18 protein-coding genes and 5 tRNA genes are annotated in these 20,047 nt (G+C 57.2%); 14 read left to right on the top strand and 9 right to left on the bottom strand.

Features of this window, described 5'->3' with window-relative positions:
- The first annotated feature begins 15 nt into the window (after window positions 1-15).
- Together rlmB and AB5Z54_RS01160 are read left to right on the top strand one after the other, a co-directional pair.
- Window positions 16-930 carry a 23S rRNA (guanosine(2251)-2'-O)-methyltransferase RlmB gene (gene rlmB / locus AB5Z54_RS01165; RefSeq protein WP_138339594.1) on the top strand — a complete coding sequence of 305 codons (915 nt, stop codon included), beginning with the start codon at window positions 16-18 and terminating at the stop codon, window positions 928-930.
- Between the two features lie 3 nt (window positions 931-933).
- Window positions 934-1,611: an NYN domain-containing protein gene (locus tag AB5Z54_RS01160; RefSeq protein WP_117786129.1), complete on the top strand. Its 678-nt coding sequence runs from the start codon at window positions 934-936 to the stop codon at window positions 1,609-1,611.
- A 27-nt stretch (window positions 1,612-1,638) separates the two neighbouring features.
- Here the strand turns inward: AB5Z54_RS01160 and AB5Z54_RS01155 are convergent, their stop codons facing one another.
- The gene (locus tag AB5Z54_RS01155; protein WP_138339595.1) at window positions 1,639-2,979 is read right to left on the bottom strand and encodes a DNA-binding protein; all 1,341 of its coding nucleotides are present in this window, start codon (window positions 2,977-2,979) and stop codon (window positions 1,639-1,641) included.
- Between the two features lie 223 nt (window positions 2,980-3,202).
- Here AB5Z54_RS01155 and AB5Z54_RS01150 point away from each other — a divergent pair.
- Window positions 3,203-3,277: transfer RNA gene (locus AB5Z54_RS01150), tRNA-Thr, on the top strand.
- 533 nt (window positions 3,278-3,810) lie between these two features.
- Here AB5Z54_RS01150 and AB5Z54_RS01145 read toward each other — a convergent pair.
- Window positions 3,811-5,211, bottom strand: coding sequence for a PTS transporter subunit EIIC (locus AB5Z54_RS01145; protein ID WP_138339596.1), 1,401 nt, complete (start codon window positions 5,209-5,211; stop codon window positions 3,811-3,813).
- Window positions 5,212-5,220: 9 nt separating this feature from the next.
- The gene (locus AB5Z54_RS01140; RefSeq protein WP_368159757.1) at window positions 5,221-6,639 is read right to left on the bottom strand and encodes a glycoside hydrolase family 1 protein; all 1,419 of its coding nucleotides are present in this window, start codon (window positions 6,637-6,639) and stop codon (window positions 5,221-5,223) included.
- A gap of 151 nt (window positions 6,640-6,790) precedes the next feature.
- Between AB5Z54_RS01140 and AB5Z54_RS01135 the strand changes: the two genes are divergently transcribed.
- The 11 genes from AB5Z54_RS01135 to rplA all read left to right on the top strand — a co-directional run bounded on the left by AB5Z54_RS01135 (window position 6,791) and on the right by rplA (window position 12,409).
- The gene (locus AB5Z54_RS01135; RefSeq protein WP_070100711.1) at window positions 6,791-7,624 is read left to right on the top strand and encodes a MurR/RpiR family transcriptional regulator; all 834 of its coding nucleotides are present in this window, start codon (window positions 6,791-6,793) and stop codon (window positions 7,622-7,624) included.
- Window positions 7,625-8,027: 403 nt separating this feature from the next.
- A tRNA-Tyr gene (locus AB5Z54_RS01130) sits at window positions 8,028-8,109 on the top strand.
- A 10-nt stretch (window positions 8,110-8,119) separates the two neighbouring features.
- Window positions 8,120-8,195: transfer RNA gene (locus tag AB5Z54_RS01125), tRNA-Thr, on the top strand.
- Window positions 8,196-8,198: 3 nt separating this feature from the next.
- A tRNA-Met gene (locus AB5Z54_RS01120) sits at window positions 8,199-8,275 on the top strand.
- 96 nt (window positions 8,276-8,371) lie between these two features.
- Window positions 8,372-9,562, top strand: coding sequence for an elongation factor Tu (tuf, locus tag AB5Z54_RS01115; RefSeq protein WP_117563790.1), 1,191 nt, complete (start codon window positions 8,372-8,374; stop codon window positions 9,560-9,562).
- Window positions 9,563-9,841: 279 nt separating this feature from the next.
- Entirely contained in the window at window positions 9,842-9,991 is a 150-nt protein-coding gene (gene rpmG / locus AB5Z54_RS01110) for a 50S ribosomal protein L33 (protein ID WP_022093895.1), read from the top strand.
- A 13-nt stretch (window positions 9,992-10,004) separates the two neighbouring features.
- A tRNA-Trp gene (locus tag AB5Z54_RS01105) sits at window positions 10,005-10,080 on the top strand.
- Window positions 10,081-10,156: 76 nt separating this feature from the next.
- On the top strand, window positions 10,157-10,495 hold the full coding sequence (gene secE, locus AB5Z54_RS01100) for a preprotein translocase subunit SecE (protein ID WP_117635375.1): 339 nt from the start codon (window positions 10,157-10,159) through the stop codon (window positions 10,493-10,495).
- A gap of 3 nt (window positions 10,496-10,498) precedes the next feature.
- Window positions 10,499-11,035 carry a transcription termination/antitermination protein NusG gene (gene nusG, locus AB5Z54_RS01095; protein ID WP_368159755.1) on the top strand — a complete coding sequence of 179 codons (537 nt, stop codon included), beginning with the start codon at window positions 10,499-10,501 and terminating at the stop codon, window positions 11,033-11,035.
- A 120-nt stretch (window positions 11,036-11,155) separates the two neighbouring features.
- A complete protein-coding gene (gene rplK, locus AB5Z54_RS01090; protein ID WP_022093893.1) occupies window positions 11,156-11,584 on the top strand; it encodes a 50S ribosomal protein L11 in 429 nt (142 codons plus the stop codon).
- A gap of 117 nt (window positions 11,585-11,701) precedes the next feature.
- The gene (gene rplA / locus AB5Z54_RS01085) at window positions 11,702-12,409 is read left to right on the top strand and encodes a 50S ribosomal protein L1 (protein WP_022093892.1); all 708 of its coding nucleotides are present in this window, start codon (window positions 11,702-11,704) and stop codon (window positions 12,407-12,409) included.
- A gap of 125 nt (window positions 12,410-12,534) precedes the next feature.
- Here the strand turns inward: rplA and AB5Z54_RS01080 are convergent, their stop codons facing one another.
- From AB5Z54_RS01080 to AB5Z54_RS01055, 6 genes are all read right to left on the bottom strand, one after another.
- Window positions 12,535-13,245: a metallophosphoesterase family protein gene (locus tag AB5Z54_RS01080; RefSeq protein ID WP_368159752.1), complete on the bottom strand. Its 711-nt coding sequence runs from the start codon at window positions 13,243-13,245 to the stop codon at window positions 12,535-12,537.
- Window positions 13,242-15,158 (bottom strand): BMP family ABC transporter substrate-binding protein, encoded by a 1,917-nt coding sequence (locus AB5Z54_RS01075; RefSeq protein ID WP_368159750.1) that lies wholly within the window; start codon window positions 15,156-15,158, stop codon window positions 13,242-13,244. Before AB5Z54_RS01075 ends, AB5Z54_RS01080 begins: the two co-directional genes overlap by 4 nt.
- A 93-nt stretch (window positions 15,159-15,251) precedes the next feature.
- Window positions 15,252-16,019 (bottom strand): mechanosensitive ion channel family protein, encoded by a 768-nt coding sequence (locus AB5Z54_RS01070; RefSeq protein ID WP_368159747.1) that lies wholly within the window; start codon window positions 16,017-16,019, stop codon window positions 15,252-15,254.
- A 128-nt stretch (window positions 16,020-16,147) separates the two neighbouring features.
- Window positions 16,148-18,175, bottom strand: a complete 2,028-nt coding sequence (locus AB5Z54_RS01065) for a bifunctional metallophosphatase/5'-nucleotidase (protein WP_368159745.1) — start codon at window positions 18,173-18,175, stop codon at window positions 16,148-16,150.
- Window positions 18,176-18,333: 158 nt separating this feature from the next.
- Complete coding sequence (locus tag AB5Z54_RS01060) at window positions 18,334-19,128, bottom strand: ABC transporter ATP-binding protein (protein ID WP_195544452.1); 795 nt, start codon at window positions 19,126-19,128, stop codon at window positions 18,334-18,336.
- Window positions 19,121-20,044: an ABC transporter permease gene (locus AB5Z54_RS01055; protein WP_055309412.1), complete on the bottom strand. Its 924-nt coding sequence runs from the start codon at window positions 20,042-20,044 to the stop codon at window positions 19,121-19,123. Before AB5Z54_RS01055 ends, AB5Z54_RS01060 begins: the two co-directional genes overlap by 8 nt.
- Window positions 20,045-20,047: the final 3 nt, after the last annotated feature.

The following is a 20,047-nucleotide window of genomic DNA, read 5'->3' as shown; positions in this document are numbered from 1 at the left end:
TTAGGAGGTCGCTTTATGGCCGACAATCGCAAGCGTGCGCCTCGTGGCGGCAAGCAGGCTGCTTCTGGCTCGCGTCCGATTCGCCGCAATGACCGCGCTGCCGCTCCCAAGGGCCAGCGCGATCGCGCCCAGGCCGCACGTCCGCAGCGCGATCGCAACCGCGACGCTGTCCAGGCTCCCAAGGGCGAGTTTATCGAAGGTCGTCGTGCTGCCGCCGAGGCGCTACGCACTGGTTTTCCCATCAAGTGCGCGCTCATTGTCGAGGGTGGAGAGCGCGATGCCGCCTTGTCGCGCCTGGTCGACGACCTCAATGCCGCGGGCGTCCGCATTAAGTATGTGCCGCGTGCGCAGCTCGACGCACTGTCGAGCCATGGCGCTCATCAGGGCATCGCACTCGAGGTTGGCAACTTCCCCTATGCTGATGTCGCCGATATTCTCGACCGCGCAGGCGACGGTCCGGCGCTTGTCGTCGTGCTCGACCATGTGACCGACGACGGCAACTTTGGCGCCATTGTGCGCTCCGCCGAGGTCGTGGGCGCGGCCGGCGTCGTCATCGCCAACAAGCGTGCCGCCGGCGTGACCGTGGGCAGCTACAAGACCTCGGCCGGTGCTGTCATGCATCTGCCTATCGCGCAGGTTCCCAATATTGCCCGTGCACTCGATGACCTCAAGGCCGCTGGTTTTTGGGTGGGCGGCGCCTCCGAGCACGCCGAGGGCAGCTGCTGGGATGCTCCCTTCGAGGGCCGCGTGGCGCTCGTCATGGGCTCCGAGGGCGACGGCATCTCGCGCCTGGTGCTCGAGAAATGCGACTTTATGACCAAGCTTCCCCAGCGCGGCATGACCGAGAGCCTCAATGTTGCCCAGGCGACCACGGCGCTGTGCTTTGAGTGGCTGCGCCGCAACGTCGGCGAGCTCATGGGGGAGGAGTAGCGCATGTCCAAAAAGAACCGTGCCAAGTCCAAGGCCAAGCGCTTTGGCGAGGGCTCGGCCAAGCCGATTGTTTCGGCCGCGACCTACGGCGTGGGCGGCAATGCGTTTGCGCAGGCCATCGCCGACCCGGTCTCGACGGTGCACTCCAATAAGCCCGAGCTGCTGGTGGTCGACGGCTACAACGTGATCCACTGCACGCCGCGCTACGAAAAGCTCGTGTACGACCATTCAGACGATCCGTATTCCAGCGACGTTCACGATATGGCACGCACCGCCCTCATCAACGACGTCGCCGCCTTTGCCCAGGGCCGCTACGAGGCCGTGATCGTGTTCGACGGCGCGGGCAATATCTCCAACGAGCGCCCCAACCTGCCGGCCCGCGGCGTGCGCATCGAGTTTTCGCCGACGGGCGTTTCTGCCGATACCGTGGTGCAAAAGCTCTGCATCGAGGCGCGCGAGGAAGGCCGCGCGTGCTCCGTGGTATCGAGCGACGGCACGATCCAGGCCGTCGTCATGGGCAAGGGCGTCACGCGCATCTCGAGCCGTATGCTGGTGGACGAGATCAAACAGATCGACAACGACGTGCACGAGGCCGAGGAGGCCCCGCAGATCAAGATGACCCTGGGCAGCCGTCTAAGCCCCGAGGCCCTGGCCAAGCTCAAAGCTCTGCGCGGGAGGTAGGGGAGTTGGCGGGGCGATGCTGTCTCGCTAACTCCATTCAGCGATGTCGATCATTCTTTCGAGGCGCCATGTTAGCGCCTCTTTTAGATAAGGCAGTCTCGCTGTAAGAGCGTCGTTTTTGGATAGGATTTCGATTGCCTCGTCAACGAAACCCTCGAGTTTGTCGCCGTCAAACCAGCCCATGTCCTCGACGAGCAACATTTGTTTGGCGGGGCTTGAATGAAATTGTGCGCTGGTAAAACTGTGCTCTCCCGCCCTAAGCTCCTCTAGTGATATGTTGCACCAGAGTGATGAGCCCGAATCGAAGATAGGGGCAGGTCTGCAGGCTAGCGTGTTTACGTTTCGCACAAGGCCAAAGTTGCGCCAATGGCGATCATAGTTGGCAATGATGTCATCGCATACGATCATGCGGTCAAGGGCGTCTTTTATATCCGTCGCTCCAAGCTCCTCGCAGTTTGCTACATACCGTTCGTAATCGGTTAGTCGCTCGTCTGCATTTGCATGCTGGTTTACATAGAACGCAGGGACATACTCTTCTTCATCAGTTAAGAAGACATCGCATATGCTCAGGGCGGAAGTGCCCGTGCCCTCGAGCGAGTAAGGCACATAATCGCAAGCGTTTAGGATGCGACGGTGAAGTGCAGTCGCCACCAGCTCGTTATAAGGTTCCTGGTTTAGATGTGCACCTGCCTTGTGGAGGATTCGACGGTCATCCTCGCATGTCCAGTACTTTTGAAGATTGCCGTCCGAGGTGTTATCGGGCTTTGCGGCAGCTGCCTTGCCCTCTGGGGCGAAGGGCGCGATGCTGAGAGAGACGTCGTCAAAAGCATTATTGAAGAAATTGATATCTTCCCACGCGAGACCGGAGTCTTGGGGCCTAATCCAATACTGGTCGGATAAGGAGAGGCCAAGATTTCGCTGGACGAGTTCATCGGGAACATCGACTGCGGCTTCTGCAAGCAGGGAGGCTAGTCCAATGCGTGCGAGCGGGATACCGCGGCCGCGCCACCAGATGCGGAAGGAGTCGAGCGATATGGGGCTATTAGGGCCAAATACTCCAATAGGGGCGTGGGCGTAATCGACGTCGGCGCCGATGTGGGTGAAGTCTTTTCGCGATGTGCTGTAGACCAGTTGGGCTACTTCGTGCGTGCGGTTCATGAGGGTAAATGCGACTTCGCTTTTCCCATGCCCACGACGAGGTCGTCCCCCTCTTTTGGTTGCGGAGCGGAGTCGCGCGTCTACGCTGTCTTTGTCGATGAGCCACACGCCAGAAGCCTTGCGGGCGGTCAGCGCGCCGTTCTTAATGAGCTCCTGCACCCTGCGCGGGCTGATGCCGAGCAGCTCGGCTGCTTCCTTGGTAGTCAACATCGCGAAACCCTTCGCCAGAACGAATAGTTTTATATAGCCAATTGTAATTAAAACTATTCGTTCTGGCGAATGGTTTTAAGATTGAGGGCGCACTGACAGAAATGAACGGGCCTGGTACGCGCTGTTGCTGGATTTTGCATATTTATATAACGCCGTGCGGCCTGTTGCGCCCCGTCCGCAATTCCATTATTCTTAACAGGCTTCGCGCGAAAGCGCCAAGTGTGCCAGTGTGGCGCAACGGTAGCGCAACTGATTTGTAATCAGTGGGTTGCAGGTTCGATTCCTGTCACTGGCTCCATGAGAGTTTCGGGCTCTGTCTCTATATGGGACAGAGCCCGTTTCTATTTAGGTGGCGCGCCATCAGGTTAGCGCCCATCCCGTTTTTGGTTTGTCTCGTCCTCCAGTTTGTCTAAATCTGTAACACCAAGACCGATATTTGGCATCTAACTGTTACAGATTGAGATGAAACTTAGGGTGTTTTAGGAATATCTTGATCTGTAACATGTAGAAGCGGAATAGGCCTCTTGCTGTTACAGATCGAGACAAGGGCGGGTGCGGACCTGGATGTTCTGCTCGAGCGTGGATTTCTGGACACGCGAGCGAAGAAAATCTTCCGACCGGAGAACGAGCGTGGATAATTAACTTGGATAGGGAGCTAAGGTAAACACCGATTGTCTATCGAAGGCTTTAGAAACGACGACCCCGATTTCATTGTGGAATCGGGGTCGTTTGTGCCTGAGGAATCCGAATGGATTAATCGAGCTCCTAAGGGACTTCTTGGGTTCTTGCTAATGGTCTGCCGAGGATGTCCCCAATGCAAGCAGCGGGCATCTACTCAATATAGTTGGGATTCTTCTTGATGATCACGCGTGCAGCGATGAACGAGACGACGATGGCGATGACGGCGACAACGCACGCCAGTACGAAGTTGCCCATGGATCCATCGGGAGCGATAAAGATCAGCGCAGAAAGAAGACCGGGGCATGCTCCCGCAACATACTCCTTCAGGACGAAGATACCTGCAGGGAGTCCCGCGCAGAGGGCGCCGATTGCCGTGCCGACAAGCAGGCGGGGACGCTCGATGAGGCAGCCATAAAATGCGGGCTCAGTTACGCCACAGAGTGCGGTGACGGCAACCGTGGTGACCATACCTCTCTTCTCCTTGTTGCCTTTCATTGCAGTTGCCAAGGCGAGACTCGTGCCGCCAATGCAGAGGTTTGAGATGAAGCCAAAGATGATGGGCGCCCAGCCGAGCTGCGCCAAGCTCGTAACTTCGATCGCGATGTAGGCCTTATCAAGACCGAGCATGACAAAATAGGGGTTAAGGGCTGCAAGGATTGGAGTAGCGATAAATGCCACGTTATCCATGAGCCACGTGGCGGCATCACTCAGCGCGTAGCCCATCATGCTGCCGGCGGGGCCGAGGATAATCAGCTCAACAGGCACGACGATGAACATGGTGAGCAGCGGCTTCAAGAACAGTTTGGTAATGTCGGGGATGATTTTCTGAAGACCGCGATCAACAAAGTACATGAACACAACGCCCAGTACGATTGGCACCACCGTGCTCGAGTAGTCATTCGTCGGGATGGGGATGCCAAGAAAGTCGAGACCCTCAGCACCGCTAATAGACGAGCTAATCATGATTGCGCCCAGCAGTGCGCCCATGATAGGCTGCATCTTCATGACGGCGGCGAGCTGATAGCCGAGGTAAACGGGCAGGAAGCTAAATGAGGCGCTGAAGATCGCCAGCAGAACCTGGGCGGTTCCGCTATCGGTGCTCAATCCACAATAATTGACCAGGAGATTCTTGATCGAAAGAATGAGTCCGCCAACGATGAGCGCCGGGACGATGGGCATGAATACCTGTGCAGAGACGTTCCCGAATTTCTCAATCAAGCCCATGGCGGTGTTACCGCTTTTAATGCCTTCTGCAAGGTCTTTGGCGGTTTGGGCATCGTCGGCAACCGTGCCACCGCCGACTTCGATTCCCGCGAAGTCGAGGAAGTCGTTGTAAGCCTCGGTGACGTTGGGGCCGATGATCACCTGAAGCTGGCCACCGCTGACTACTGCCCCGAGCGCCTGGTCGGCCGATTTGGCGAGCTGGAGATCGATGATCGAGGTGTCTCGTGCGTCGATGCGAAGGCGCGTCGCACAATGAGTTACCGATGTAATGTTCTCTTTGCCGCCAACAGCCTTTAGGACTGTTTCGGACATTGCCTGATATTTCATCTCTTTCTCCTAACCTTCCTGCTCCTGATACTTCGAGATAAGGTCTCGGTACCAATACCAGCTCTTTTTGGGGGTGCGCTCCAGATTGTTCTCGAAGTCGATATGGACAAGTCCGTATCGTTTTTCGTAGCCGTTGATCCAGCTATACAGATCCATCGTCGACCAGAGGTAGTAGCCCTCAACGCGCGCGCCGTCGCGCTTAGCCCTCATCATGTGCTCGATGAACTGGGCCAGAAGCTCGATGCGGTCATCATCGTGGATCATTCCGTCTGCGTCTGGTTGCTCATAGGCGCCATGTCCGTTTTCCGTAATAAAGATGCGGGGCGCGTCATAGCGCTCGTGGACATCCATGATGGTTGAATACATGCAACTTGGGAGTATTTCGCGGCCCCATTTATTGCGGGGAACATTGCTGTCGCGGGCGCTTTCAAACAAGGGCGCAATGCATTTTCCTTCGACCTTTTTGCTCGAACCGCCCTTATTGTTCGCCGAAACGGCAAGCTCTCCACCGTGCCAGTCGGTTACATACTCTCGGCAATACACGTTGAGTCCAATAAAATCGACTTTACCGTCGCTGAATTCTTCTACGTCATTTGGGGATCGATAGAGCGAGACGCCAAGTTTTTCAAGGATTTCGTCCATTTCTGGCGGCAGTTGACCCTGAAGCGCTGGTGCCAGAATCATGCGATTGGCGAAAAAGTCTGCGTATCGAAATACGTCATCGGGGTGCTCGGTTGCCGGGTCGAGTTCGACAACGCCGCCATCGTGGACGGCGCCGATGATGCCGTCGTAGCCCATTTGACGATATGCTCGGACTGCGAGTGCGCTTGCGCGCATCAGGTTGTACTGAAACTGCATGTACGACTGAACATCGAGCGATCGATTGGGGGGATAGTTGCCCAACATGTTTACGCAGTAGCTGTAGAAATGCGGCTCGTTAACGGTAGCCCAGATTTTGACGCGGTCTCCAAAGCGCTCAAAGCAAATCTTGGCGTATTTGCAGAACCACTCTGCCATGTCGTTGTTCAGCCATCCGCCTTTGCAAGCAAGCGTGAATGGCAGATCGTAATGGAACAGCGTAACGTTGGGCTCTATGCCATTTTCGAGGCAGCAATCAATGACCCGATTATAAAAATCGATACCCTCTTCATTCACTTTGCCGATACCGGTGGGGATGATTCGACTCCATGAAAGAGAGAAGCGATAGGTGTTTTGTCCGCCTTCTTTCATCATGCGGATATCTTCTTCATAGCGATGGTAGAAGTCGCAAGATACATCACCGTCAACATGGTTGATGTTCTTATTGCTTGTGTGGCTAAAGAAATCCCACTCACCAAGGCCTTTGCCGTCTTCGTTCCAGGCACCCTCGCACTGATAAGACGCCGTGGCGGAACCCCAGAGAAACGGCATGTTGTTCACGTTGCCCATGAATCCCCTTTCCATCATTCAACACGGTGGATACGTGTGGCGGAATTATGATTAAGATGACGTCAACTGATTTGAATCATAGGAGAACGACCAAAGCTGTTTGATTCAATAAATGAATCATGATTTCGAGGAGAGCGGAAAGAGGGATCACGTGAATATCAATGACTTCGATGTGCTCAATCGCATTAGCTCCATCATCAACAGCGAGTTTGGGTCAAACGATGCCGCCATCGCTCGATATCTCATCGCTCACATTAGGCGTTCGAGCGAAATCAATGTTGCCGCAATAACCCGCGATGCATTCGTGACCCGTTCCGCTGTTCGTCGTTTCTGCAATCGATTGGGCTACCAGTCTCTTAGCGATTTGAAAGAATCATTTACTCAGTCAGTCTTTCCAAGCGACTTAAGCCATCGAGAGGAGGAATTTGGCTACGAGGAGTACAGGGCAGAGCTCGACGTTCGCATGATCGAGATGTTCGCTGAGGTTGAAAGCGGCGTGTCCGATATCGCTATTAAGCATCTTGTCGACGAAATTGATGGCCATAAAAACGTTGAAATCTGGTGCACCAATAATGTGAGCGCCAATCTCGTACGATTTCAGCAGGAAATGTTTTATGCGGGCAAGATAGTTCGCATAGTTGCTGGGGCTAACGTCGCGGAATTGAAAAACATGGGAGACGCTTCGCAGTCATTGATAATTCTCGTATCGGTCTCCGGGCTATTTGCGTCACAGGCGCGTGAGTATCTTGATTGCCGTTCGGGCAGGAAGATTCTAATTACTGCGTTTAGCAACGATGACAAATCGAGGTCTTTTGACCGTGTATATCGTCTTGGTAATGCGGGAAACGGAATTGACCGACTCGGCGTTTATTCGAAATACGCCATGACTTATTTTTTCGACTTGCTATCGTCGTGTTACTTGAGTCGCTACCCCTGCACCAAGGGGGAGCCGCTCTATGGGTCTACTTTGGCCTGGCCCGAGTAGTTGCGGCTTTACAGTTCTCTCGCCTGGAGAATGAACGTGGATAATCTGCCACTTTGGCCTTAGAGCCGCGCTAAAAGTGGGAGATAATCCACGCTCGATCGTGGCGTGGAAGCCCGGTCTCGACCTATATATAGGTGCAAATGAGTCGTTATCGAAGTAATATTCTGCAGGCTTACTCCACTACACCAAAGTGTTACCTCGGGAAACGTCACCTCAGTATCCAAAACCACCGTCCTTCATATCCAAACTCAACAAAACCGCAGGTCATGACTATATAGATACGCCCGGCACCGTGTATCTAGAGGTTTTCGTTGACAGCCCCCAAGGTTGCATCGTATTATCTTTTTCGTTCGCGGGGGCGGCGGTCCAAAAGACCAAAGGACCTGCGGATACTTGAACGATTGGGAGTTTGCCCGAGTGGTTAATGGGGACGGGCTGTAAACCCGTTGGCTCTGCCTACATAGGTTCGAATCCTATAGCTCCCACCCGTCAAGTGCCTGTATAGCTCAGTCGGTAGAGCACTTCGTTGGTAACGAAGAGGTCACCAGTTCAAGTCTGGTTGCAGGCTCCATCCGGCGGTGTAGCTCAGTTGGTTAGAGCACACGGTTCATACCCGTGGCGTCACTGGTTCGAATCCAGTCACCGCTACCATAGGTAACACGGTGGCTTCTCAATAGTATGTTGAGAGGCCACTATGGTATAAAGGCAAAGTCCCGTCCGGGGACGACCTGTTTAGAGGAGGGCTTTATGGCCAAAGAGAAGTTTGAGCGCACTAAGCCGCATGTTAACATCGGCACCATTGGTCACGTCGACCACGGCAAGACCACGCTGACCGCTGCCATCACCAAGGTTCTCTCCGAGACCGAGGGCTGCAAGGCTGACTTCACTGCGTTCGAGAACATCGACAAGGCTCCCGAGGAGCGCGAGCGCGGCATTACGATCTCCGTCTCCCACGTCGAGTACGAGACTGCTGCCCGTCACTACGCTCACGTTGACTGCCCGGGCCACGCTGACTACGTCAAGAACATGATCTCCGGCGCTGCTCAGATGGACGGCGCTATCCTGGTCATCGCCGCTACCGACGGCCCCATGGCTCAGACCCGCGAGCACATCCTGCTCGCCCGTCAGGTCGGCGTTCCTTACATCGTCGTCTTCCTGAACAAGTGCGACATGGTCGACGATGACGAGCTCATCGACCTCGTCGAGATGGAGACCCGTGAGCTCCTCTCCGAGTACGATTTCCCCGGCGACGACATCCCCGTCATCCGTGGTTCCGCTCTGGGCGCTCTCGAGGGCGACGCCAAGTGGATGGACGCCATTCGCGAGCTCATGAACGCTGTCGACGAGTACATCCCGACGCCTGCTCGTAACAACGACCTCCCGTTCCTGATGGCCGTTGAGGACGTTATGACCATCTCCGGCCGTGGTACCGTTGCTACCGGCCGTGTCGAGCGCGGTGAGCTCAAGCTCAACGAGCCCGTCGAGATCGTCGGCATCAAGGATACCCAGAACACCGTTGTTACCGGTATCGAGATGTTCCGTAAGTCCATGGACTTCTGCGAGGCTGGCGACAACGTCGGTCTGCTGCTCCGCGGCATCAAGCGTGAGGACATCGAGCGCGGCCAGGTTCTCTGCAAGCCCGGTTCGGTTACCCCGCACACCAAGTTCACCGGTGAGATCTACGTTCTGACCAAGGAGGAGGGCGGCCGTCACACCCCGTTCTTCGATGGTTATCGTCCTCAGTTCTACTTCCGTACCACCGACGTTACCGGTACGGTCAAGCTCCCCGAGGGCACCGAGATGGCTATGCCTGGTGACCACATCACCATCGAGGGCGACCTCATTCACCCGATCGCCATGGAGGAGGGCCTGCGCTTCGCTATCCGCGAGGGTGGCCACACCGTCGGTTCGGGCATCGTCTCCACGATCATTGAGTAAATTAGCTCTTTGATATAGCTGACTTAGAGAACCCGGCACTTATATGGGTGCCGGGTTCTTTTCTGCAATGGATATTGAGCCGTTGCTGGTGTCGAGAGGATCGATAATGGTCCTGGATGCACCGTCGATTAGCTCTCGATGGCTTCATTGATGTGTTCCAAATATGAATGGATCCACCGAGAACCAATTGACTCGAGGTTTTCATTGACAGCACTTACGTGGAGCTGATAAAGTAACAACTCGTGCCCGTACGGGGCGGAAATGAAAGGTTCAGGATACATGCGTACTCTAGTTACTCTTGCGTGCACTGAGTGCAAGCGCCGCAACTATACGACCACCAAGAACAAGTCGACCATGCCTGATCGTATGGAGATCAAGAAGTATTGCCCCTGGTGCCGTCACCACACGCTGCACAAAGAGACTCGCTAGTCTCTAGTCACATACGCCAGTAGTTCAATTGGTAGAGCATCGGTCTCCAAAACCGAGTGTTGAGGGTTCGAGTCCTTCCTGGCGTGCCAGTCATTATTCCGTAAGCTCCCACTTGGGGGCTTACGGTTTACTCATGTATAAGCGCATTGCGCGGAGGTAACCCAAATGGCCAACAAGAAGAACAAGAAGAAGGCTCAGCAGCCGGCACCTGCCAACAACGCTGCCGCCAACTCCAAGGTTGAGGCCAAGAAGGCCGTTGCCAAGAAGAACGAGAAGGCTGCGAAGTCCAAGAAGAACGAGAAGCCTGGTTTCTTCGCCCGCACCAAGAAGTATTTCGCTTCGGTCAAGTCCGAGATGAAGCGTGTCACGTGGCCCGATAAGAAGGAGCTCGTGAACTACTCGGTCGTCGTTTGCGCTTCTCTGGTCGTCGTCGGCGTCGTCATCGCTCTGCTCGATGCTGGCTTTGGCGAGGCTCTTGCTCTGTTCTCTGGATTGAGGGGCTAAACCATGTCTAAGCGTTGGTACGTCGTTCACACTTACTCCGGATACGAGAACCGCGTAAAGTCCGATCTCGAGCATCGTATCGAGACCATGGGCATGCAGGACCGTATCTTTGATATCGAGATTCCTATGGAGCGCGTCACCGAGATCAAAGAGGGTGGCAAGCGCGAGACCAAGGATTCCAAGATCTTCCCGGGTTATGTCCTGGTCCGCATGGAGATGGATGACGATGCTTGGACGTGTGTTCGCAACACGCCCGGCGTCACCGGTTTCCTAGGCGGCAACGGCAAGCCCGCTCCGCTTTCCCGTGACGAGTACAACAAGATGACTCGTCGTCCCGGTAAGGGCGATTCGCCCAAGCGCACCTCGGTTGATATTCAGATCGGCACGTCCGTCCGTGTCACCGATGGCCCGCTTACCGACTTTGATGGCAAGGTCTCCGAGGTTAACACCGAGGCTGGCAAGCTCAAGGTCACGCTGATGATCTTTGGCCGCGAGACGCCGGTCGAGCTCGACTTTAACCAGGTCGCTGTCATCGCTTAAGTTTTCGTCCGTTCGCGCGAGCGTGCTTCTTCTGTGACTGCTCATCTCAGGAGTGCTTCTAACACGTGCGTGCTTACGATATAGCAAGTACTTCACACTCGTGATTCGAAAGGAATGACCATGGCTGAGAAGAAGGTTGCCAACGTCATTAAGCTCCAGATTCCTGCTGGTGCAGCTAACCCCGCTCCTCCCGTCGGCCCCGCCTTGGGCGCTGCTGGCGTGAACATCATGCAGTTCTGCCAGGCCTTTAACGCCGAGACGCAGGACAAGAAGGGCGACATCATCCCCGTTGAGATCTCTGTCTATGAGGATAAGTCCTTCTCCTTCATCACCAAGACCCCGCCGGCGGCTCACCTCATCAAGAAGGAGCTGAACCTCAAGTCTGGTTCCGCTAAGCCCCAGGCCGACAAGGTTGGTCAGCTCTCCCAGGAGCAGCTCACCAAGATCGCCGAGATCAAGATGCCGGACCTCAATGCCAACGACATTGACGCCGCCAAGAAGATCATCGCCGGTACCGCCCGTTCCATGGGCGTCACCATCGCTGAGTAGCGATTTCTTATGGTAACGACGGGTGCTCCGACCGGGGCGCCCGTTAAATGTGTGCAATAGGGCACACGATACGATGTGGGAGGGCTCACGCCCGTTTAACCACAGGAGGTAATGCACATGGCTAAGCATGGTAAGAGCTATAACGCCGCTGCCGAGAAGATCGACCGCGCCACGCTCTACACCCCCCTTCAGGCTGCCAAGCTCATCAAGGAGCTCGACACCGCCAAGTTCGACGAGACCGTCGAGGCCCACTTCCGTCTGGGCATCGATACTCGTAAGGCTGACCAGAACATCCGTGGTTCCATCTCCCTGCCTCACGGCACCGGCAAGACCGTTCGTGTTGCCGTCTTCGCCGAGGGTGAGAAGGCCCGCGAGGCCGAGGCTGCCGGCGCCGACATCATCGGTTCCGACGAGCTCGTCGCCCAGATCCAGAAGGGCGAGATCAACTTCGACGCCGCTATCGCTACGCCGAACATGATGGCCAAGGTTGGCCGCATCGGTAAGATCCTTGGTCCCCGTGGCCTCATGCCGAACCCCAAGCTCGGCACCGTGACCATGGACGTCGCCAAGATGGTCTCCGAGCTCAAGGCTGGCCGCGTTGAGTACCGCGCCGACCGCTACGGCATCTGCCACGTGCCCCTGGGCAAGAAGTCCTTCTCTGAGCAGCAGCTCGTCGAGAATTACGCTGCCCTGTACACCGAGATCCTGCGCGTCAAGCCCTCTTCTGCTAAGGGCAAGTACGTCAAGTCCATCTCCGTGTCTTCCACCATGGGCCCTGGCGTCAAGGTCGATCCCGCTGTCCAGCGTGACTTCCTGGCTGAGTAACTGCTAGTTACTGCCTGAGCAAAGCAAGCATTGCTAAAGAAACCCGGTTCTGCCTTGTGCAGGACCGGGTTTCTTGCTATCGCGTCAAAAGCACCACAAAGGGGACGGTCTCCCCTTTGTGGTGGTTACCAGGGTGTTCTGGCTGTTGAGGACTCGATGGCATCGTGGCGTTTGAGCTCGCGGCGCATGGTTTGCGAATTGAGCCAGGCTGCCTGCCAGCCACGGATGGGGTAGCGCGTCTGGTCGAGCTCAAACTGCGTATAGCCGCAGGCGTTGATGATCGTCGTTCCACACACATGCTGCCGCTTGCGCTGAAAATCGTAACCGTAGCTTTGGTGTACATGCCCATGCACCATGTAGTCGGCCCCCCAGGACTCAAGCGCCGTGTTAAAGCACTCAAACCCTCGATGCGGCAGATCGTCCAGATCACCCATACCGGCGGCGGGTGCATGGGTAAGCAGAATGTCGCACCCGCCGACCATCCTAACCTTACGCGACAGCTTACGCATGCGCTTGGACATCTCGCGTTCGGTGTACATGTTGGCGCCGTCGCGATAACGCATGGACCCGCCAAGGCCCGCAATGCGAATCCCTCGGTACGTGTACACGCTGTCTTCCACGCAGATACATCCGCCCGGTGCATGACGTGCGTAGCGATCATCGTGATTGCCGCGCACGTAGATGAGCGGCTTGTTGATGACCGTAACCAAAAACTCAAGATAGTCCGGGTCCAGATCGCCGGCGGACAAAATCAGGTCGACTCCCTCAAAGCGTTCCTTGCGAAAGCACTCCCAAAGGCATCGTTCTTCGGTATCGGCTATGGCAAGGATTTTCATAGGGCAGGGACTTTCGGCTCATCGTCGAGCTGCGGAATGGTGCCTACCACGTTATCCGCCAGCCAATTCATCTCGACAATCTGCGTGCTCGGCAGCGGAGGAAAGCCTTCAATCTGTACCACGCCGTTCTGGCTGTGGAGCTCGCCGCCAAAGGGGTTGATGGATCCCTCGACAATGCCGTTGCGGAGCAACTGCACGAGTTTGCGCGTCTGGTAGGGTAGGCCCGGAGCGTAACGGATGTCGATAACGCCGGAGCTCATGCCGTACCAGTAGTTGACGGCGCGCACTTGGTTGTCATCGATGGTCTCGTCCCACGTGCCGTGCAGAAGGCTGCGAACGATGAGCTCGTAGTAACGGCCCCAGTTCCATACCGGCATGGCGATGCCGGAAACCTTGCCATCGACCAGGCGGTGGAGTCCGTAGGCCGTGGGGTCTTCGAGCGACTTTGACATGTCAGCGCCGGTCATGACGCTCACGCCTTCGCGGCACATGGCCTCGGTAAGACCGCCGGCGGGCACATCGCCCCAGGTGAGGATAATTTGCGCGCGGGGGTCGAGCAGCGAGGCGCCGATGGCAAAGGCATTGATCTCGCTGAGCGCGCCGGACGCGAAGACCGACGCGTGGTAGCCGATGCGATGGTTGTCCGCCATGCTGGCGGCAAGGGCGCCCAGGAGGAACTTGGCCTCGTACATCTTGCCAAAGTACGAACGAACGCTTTGGTGGGGAAGGCCGATAGAGCAGTTAAGGAACCGAACCTGGGGATACTCAACGGCAGCTCTGAGCGTGTATTCCATCAGGCGGTGCGAGGTCGAGAAGATGACGCTGTCTCCATGTTTGACAGCCGTTTCCACGGCGGCGTAGAACACGTCCGGATCGTGACAGTCCTCGAACGCCTCGGTGCGCACGATACCGTCAAAGTGCTCATCGAGATACTGACGTCCTTGGTCGTGCAGACTGTCCCAGCTCGACGCCGCACAGGGGAACTCATGGATAAAGGCGATACGCAGGGGGTTGGCCGCCGAATAGACAGTCTTGCCCATAAAGAAGTTGAGCACGCCGGAGGTGGACTTGGCGGACGACTCCTCCTCATCGACGCTCGGCGCTTCGACAAGATCGACCTTGTCCTCGTCATTTTTGCCGGCAATGACCAGCTCGCGCCAAATCTTGCACAGGCGGTTTACGACGATATCCGTCGGCGTATCCAGTAGGCGGTCCTGGTTGTACACATTGAGGTAGACGAGCATGGCGTCGGCGGGCGTAATGTCCAGGTGGTCGCCGCCTGCGCGAAGGTAGGCGCGCTTAAAGAGCAGGAAGGTGTGGCGCAGGTAGTCGACCTTTTTCTGCGGCCATTTTTCGATAAGGTTCTGACCGAGCATCTTGGCGAGCGTCTCGTAGCTTCCCTCACGCGAGAACTCGATCTCGTATAGGGGGCAGACGCGCCAAAACGCGCAAAATTCACCGTACAGGCGGCTTTCGACGGAATCCCATGTGCCGGGGTAGAGACGGGTGACCCTGGCCGAAACCGTTGGAGCGTCCAGGAATTTAAGGACACTGACGCGTTTGTTGCCTTCCTGGACATAGAACCGATGCATGAACTCGGTGACGATGATGGGGTCGCGATAGCCCTCGGTTACCTGGATGTCGTAGAGGTTGGACCACTTGCGGGCGAACTCGGTGTTAAACGGCAGCAGGGGCATAAAGTTGCATGAAAAGGCGGACTGACGGCCTTTGGTGACCGTGCCGACGACCATTTCGAGCGGAATATCCCGCAGGCCGACGCTCACTCGCTGACCTAAGGGGAGCTGAGCAACCAAGCTATCGAGGTCCGTAAGGTATGGATGCTCGCTTTGGCTAATGGCGCGACGGCGTCCCTGCTCGCCGCGCTTGCGTGCTTGACGATAGGCCTCTTCCATGGTGTCTACTCCCTTAGTCGTTTAAACAACGATATGAACCATGGTACCACGAATGAAAACCACTACAAAGATGCCTGTCCCCTTTGCGGTGGTTTAGGCGATGATGGGGGCGATGGCGCGGATGCAGGCGTCGGCTGCCGTAAAAGTGGTGCTGTCGTCGCTGACGATAAAGATGATCTTGCCCTTGATACCAAAGTCGCCGATTTCGCTAAAGAGCACGTAGGGCTCCTTGTCAAAGCCCGAGATGGGCGAAACGGCCGTTTTGGTGGCGCTGACGAGCTCGTCTGCTAGCGCATCGAGAGACGCCCATTTGGAGGGGTCTTTCACCGCGACGGGGACGGCCACGCGTCCAAAGGGGATCAAATGCACGAGTGTGTTCTTGGAAATGTTGGAGTTGGGGACGATGATGGTCTGCCCGCAGGCATCTTCGATGGTCGTGTGGCGCCAAGTGATGTCTTGGACCACGCCCGACACACCGCCGACCTCGATATTGTCGCCGGGCTTGATGATGCCCATAAAGGTCACTTGCATGCCGCCGATAAGGTTTGACAGCGTGTCCTGAAAGCCGAGCGAGATAGCGATGCCGCCGACGCCAAGAGCGGCGACGAGGGCGTTTGCATTAATGCCAAAACAGTTGTCGAGGATAAAGCTGCCGCCGATCATCCAAATGACGGCGCGCGCGATGTTGATGAAGATACTCGATGCCGGAAGCGGGTTATCGTCTCGGTTAAGCAGATGGTTCAGGGTCTTGGATACGACCTTGGCGGCGACGGCGGTGCCTATCGCCAAGATGACGGCCCAGATGATGTTGTGGACCCACCGTTGCTCAAAGAAGTGAAGAATCGGCTCAAACAATTCCATGTAGAGAAACCTCCTAATGATCGTCCAACCATGATACCCACCAAGAAGCCCGTCCGATCAAATTCGGACGGGCTTCTGTGCTCGATATAAGGTTTACGCGGTGGGGCTGCAAGGCCCGGCGGTGTAGCTTAGCGTCGACGCTTCCAGATAATGCCGAGCATGATGACGATGATGCCGCCGATAAGGCACGCGCCAACTACTGCCAGCGTGCGGTCTCCCGTTGCGGCGAGCTTGCCGGTGGACTTCTTGGTGATGACCTTCGTGGTCGCCGTGTCCGTCTTAGGCGAGGGCTTAGGCGTCGGGGTCGGTGTGGGCGTGGGGTCCACGGCAGCGGAGCCAAAGCTGATGGTGCCCGCGAGCGAGGCCATCTTGCTCTCCCAGCTGCCCTGCCCGATCAGCGTCCTTAGCGCTGACTCGCAGGTACCCCACTCGGTGTGCTTGGTGGCGTTTGCGAAGGTGGGGAAGTCAGTCGTGTTGGTGATGATGTAGTTGTTGGTGGCGACGGTATAGGTCTTGGCGGGGTCGAGCGTGCTGTCGTCCTTGGTGAGTGTGGCACTCGCAATGCGCTTGCCTTCGGACTGCGTCCAATCGATTGTCACATTGATTCCGCCGAAGGAAAGGACGCTGCCGGAATCGTCGCGCCACTTGTACTTGTCTTGCGCCTCCTGCTCGGTGTGGCCGGCTGCCACATAGGCTTGCTGAAGCTCGTAGCTGTGATTGCACTCGTCGCTGATCTGCAGCGAGTGCTCGAGCGCTGCCAGGAAGTCCGCACCGGTCATGGTCCAGGTCTCCACGGTGTTGCCGTAGGGCGAGATGGCGATGACGTTGCCGGCGGTCACGTTGCCTGCCGCGATGCCGCCGCGGATGCCGCCTGCGTTTTCGATGGCAAGGTCCGCGCCCGTCAAGTCAAGATAGGAGCCGCAGATCACGTGGCCGATGGTTTGGGCCTTGGCGGCGTCGCCTTCCTTGCTGGGGCGGAAATCGGTGGTACGCACCATTTCCCAGCCGTGCGTACCCGCAGCGTCCTCACCGTAGAAATAGTCGGTGGCTGACGTGCCGAGTACCTTGCCCGATGCGGCTTCAAAGGCCTCGTCGAGCGGCTCGATCTTGTTGTCGCGAACCCCAGCGAGGCAGCTCTGGTAGTCGGAACCCTTATCGGGGTCTGCCAAAAGGTCGTTTACGTCCTTGGCGGTGTAGAGCTTCTCGTCGCTTTTGCCTGCGTATACTGTTACCGTATCATCGTCGGTGCTTTCGGTGCCCTTGGTGTCGTACTCGTAGGGGACGGAAAGCAGCCCCACCTCGGCAAAGGCGCTGCCTGCCTCGACAACGTGGATCGTCTTGCCGTCGGCTCCCGTCACCTTCTCGTTAAGGTTGATGTGCTCGTGGCCTGCGATAAGGGCATCGATGCCACGGAGCCGTGTGGCAAAGGTCTTGGCGTTGAGCGTATGCGCGATACACACAACAACATCGCAGCCCTCCTTGCGCAGCTGCTCTGCCTCGGCATTGATGGCGTTCGTGGCACCCGAGAACGACGTACCCGCGACCAGGTCCGCGCGCAGCGAGGATCCCAGCGACTCATCCATGGCGCCCACGACGCCGACCTTGATTTTGTAGTCGAATGTGGAGTGATCTTCGCCATCCTCCCAGGTGCGATCGAGCGTCTTCGTGATGCTCGAGCTCCATACGCCGCTCGTAGACTTCGCGTTCGCGCAGAGCATGGCGAAGGGCGTGCCAGTGGTGCTGTAGCCGGTCATGGTGCGGAGTTTGTCCGCGCCGTAGCTCCAGTCGTGGTTACCTGGCGTGGTCGCGTCGTAGCCGTCGGCATAGAAGGTGTCCATGAGCTCGGCGATGCTCTTACCCTCGCTCATGGTGGCGAAGGACTGTCCGTGGAAGGTGTCGCCCGCATCGAGCAAAAGATCGGGGGCGTTGCCCTGGGCGCTATAGAGAACCGCCAGTCCGTCAAAGCCCACAGTGCCAGTGCCCTTGCTTTCGTTGTAGCTGTACTTGTAGCTGCCGTGGATGTCGTTGGTGTGCATGACGGTCACAGAGCCGTCAATAGCGGCGGGCAGGTTCCCCGCGAAAGCGAGGCTTGGGATGCCTGCGAGCGCGCCGGCAAACAACGCGGCGGCTAACGCAAGGCGGGGGAGTCTTTTCATGGCAGTTTCCTTAGTCCTTAGCCAGAATGTCTGGTTGAATATCGGATTATCGACATAATATGCGAAAACCGCCGCAAGGGCGTCTGTCCCTTTGCGGCGGTTTTGACGTTTGCGCAGATAAAACCTACCAAAATAAACCTGTCCCTTTTTGGCAGGTTTTAGCTCAGCAGCATGCGGTCGTTGGCGAGCTCGCCGCCCGAGACCTCCTCGAACTTCTGCAGCAGGTCGGCTACGGTGAGCGACTTCTTCTCATTGCCCGCCACGTCGTAGATCACGTGGCCTTCGTGCATCATGATCAGACGGTTGCCCAGACGGATGGCGTCGTTCATGTTGTGCGTGACCATGAGCGTGGTCAGGTGGTTCTCGTCGACGATCTCCTCGGTCAGGTTAAGCACCTTAGAGGCCGTCTTGGGGTCGAGGGCCGCGGTGTGCTCGTCGAGCAGCAGCAGGCGCGGCCTGGTGAGCGTGGCCATCAGCAGGGTGAGTGCCTGGCGCTGGCCACCCGAGAGCAGGCCGACCTTGGCGTTGAGACGCGTGTCCAGACCAAGGTCCAGGCGCTTGAGCAGCTCGACGTACTCATCTTTCTCGGCCTTGGTGACGCCCCACGAAAGGCCGCGACGCTGGCCGCGACGCTTGGCGAGGGCCAGGTTCTCGGCGATCTGCATGTCGGCAGCGGTACCGCGCATGGGGTCCTGAAACACGCGGCCCAGGTACTTGGCGCGCTGCGACTCGCTCAGGCGCGAGATGTCGGTGCCGTCGAGCTCAATAACGCCCGAATCGAGCGGGTACACGCCGGCGATCATGTTGAGCAGCGTGGACTTGCCGGCGCCGTTGCCGCCGATCACGGTTACAAAGTCGCCGTCATTTAGGGTGAGGTCGACGCCGGTGAGCGCGCGCTTCTCGGTGACGGTGCCCTTGTTAAAGGTCTTCTTGACGTGCGAGAGCTTAAGCATCTGCCTCATCCCCCTTCGTGTAGGAGCTGCGGAGCTTATAGCGCTCCCAAACCACGGGCACGCACAGGGCCACAGCGACAATCACGGCGGAGAGCAGCTTCATGTCGTTGGCGTCCATGCCCAACTGCAGCACGATGGCGCGGATAAGGAAGTACACCACGGAGCCAAAGACGGCGGAGGCAAGACGGACGCTAAACTGCGTGAGGCCGCCGGGAAGCAGACGGCCGAGCACCTCGCCGATAACAATGGCGGCAAGACCGATAACGATGGCACCGGTGCCCATACCAATGTCGGCATACTTTTGGCTCTGGCAGATGAGCGCGCCCGAAAGGCCGATGAGGGCGTTGGAGAGCACGAGGGCGATCATCTTGGTGGAGTTGGTGTTGACGCCCAGAGCGCGGATCATGTACTCGTTGTTGCCGGTGGCTCGCAGCGCCGAGCCGATCTCGGTGCCAAAGAACCAATACAGGATGGCAACGATAGCCACGGCGAGCAGGATGCCCAAGATGATGGCAACGGTGGACTGCGGCAGACCGGTCATATTGCTGACGGCCGAGAACACGGTGCCTTTGGCAAGAATGGGCGTATTGGACTTGCCCATGATGCGCAGGTTGATGGACCACAGGCTGATCTGGGTGAGGATTCCGGCGAGGATCGCAGGAATCTCAAAGACGGTGGTCAAAATGCCCGTGACGGCGCCCGCGATGGCGCCGGCGCACATACCGGCCAGCACGGCGAACAGCGGGTCGACGTTGTTATTGACGATGAGCACAGCGCAGACGCAGCCGCCGAGGGCAAAGCTGCCGTCGCAGGTCATATCGGGAATGTCGAGCAGGCGGAACGTGATAAACACGCCAAGCACCATAATGCCCCAGAGGACGCCCTGCGAAACGGCGCCCTGCAATGCAATGAGCATGCT

The organism is Collinsella aerofaciens, from assembly GCF_040910185.1.
In the GTDB taxonomy this organism is placed as follows: domain Bacteria; phylum Actinomycetota; class Coriobacteriia; order Coriobacteriales; family Coriobacteriaceae; genus Collinsella; species Collinsella aerofaciens_BF.
The sequence above is the reverse complement of the archived record's forward strand: the minus strand, read 5'-3'. Positions and strand labels throughout refer to the sequence as shown.

Bases quoted from the DNA above. Each gene is read 5' to 3' on its own strand.
- rlmB (WP_138339594.1), top strand. From the start codon at position 16: ATGGCCGACAATCGCAAGCGTGCGCCTCGTGGCGGCAAGCAGGCTGCT.
- AB5Z54_RS01160 (WP_117786129.1), top strand. From the start codon at position 934: ATGTCCAAAAAGAACCGTGCCAAGTCCAAGGCCAAGCGCTTTGGCGAG.
- AB5Z54_RS01155 (WP_138339595.1), bottom strand. From the start codon at position 2,979: ATGTTGACTACCAAGGAAGCAGCCGAGCTGCTCGGCATCAGCCCGCGC.
- AB5Z54_RS01145 (WP_138339596.1), bottom strand. From the start codon at position 5,211: ATGAAATATCAGGCAATGTCCGAAACAGTCCTAAAGGCTGTTGGCGGC.
- AB5Z54_RS01140 (WP_368159757.1), bottom strand. From the start codon at position 6,639: ATGGGCAACGTGAACAACATGCCGTTTCTCTGGGGTTCCGCCACGGCG.
- tuf (WP_117563790.1), top strand. From the start codon at position 8,372: ATGGCCAAAGAGAAGTTTGAGCGCACTAAGCCGCATGTTAACATCGGC.
- rpmG (WP_022093895.1), top strand. From the start codon at position 9,842: ATGCGTACTCTAGTTACTCTTGCGTGCACTGAGTGCAAGCGCCGCAAC.
- secE (WP_117635375.1), top strand. From the start codon at position 10,157: ATGGCCAACAAGAAGAACAAGAAGAAGGCTCAGCAGCCGGCACCTGCC.
- nusG (WP_368159755.1), top strand. From the start codon at position 10,499: ATGTCTAAGCGTTGGTACGTCGTTCACACTTACTCCGGATACGAGAAC.
- rplK (WP_022093893.1), top strand. From the start codon at position 11,156: ATGGCTGAGAAGAAGGTTGCCAACGTCATTAAGCTCCAGATTCCTGCT.
- rplA (WP_022093892.1), top strand. From the start codon at position 11,702: ATGGCTAAGCATGGTAAGAGCTATAACGCCGCTGCCGAGAAGATCGAC.
- AB5Z54_RS01080 (WP_368159752.1), bottom strand. From the start codon at position 13,245: ATGAAAATCCTTGCCATAGCCGATACCGAAGAACGATGCCTTTGGGAG.
- AB5Z54_RS01075 (WP_368159750.1), bottom strand. From the start codon at position 15,158: ATGGAAGAGGCCTATCGTCAAGCACGCAAGCGCGGCGAGCAGGGACGC.
- AB5Z54_RS01070 (WP_368159747.1), bottom strand. From the start codon at position 16,019: ATGGAATTGTTTGAGCCGATTCTTCACTTCTTTGAGCAACGGTGGGTC.
- AB5Z54_RS01065 (WP_368159745.1), bottom strand. From the start codon at position 18,175: ATGAAAAGACTCCCCCGCCTTGCGTTAGCCGCCGCGTTGTTTGCCGGC.
- AB5Z54_RS01060 (WP_195544452.1), bottom strand. From the start codon at position 19,128: ATGCTTAAGCTCTCGCACGTCAAGAAGACCTTTAACAAGGGCACCGTC.
- AB5Z54_RS01055 (WP_055309412.1), bottom strand. From the start codon at position 20,044: ATGCTCATTGCATTGCAGGGCGCCGTTTCGCAGGGCGTCCTCTGGGGC.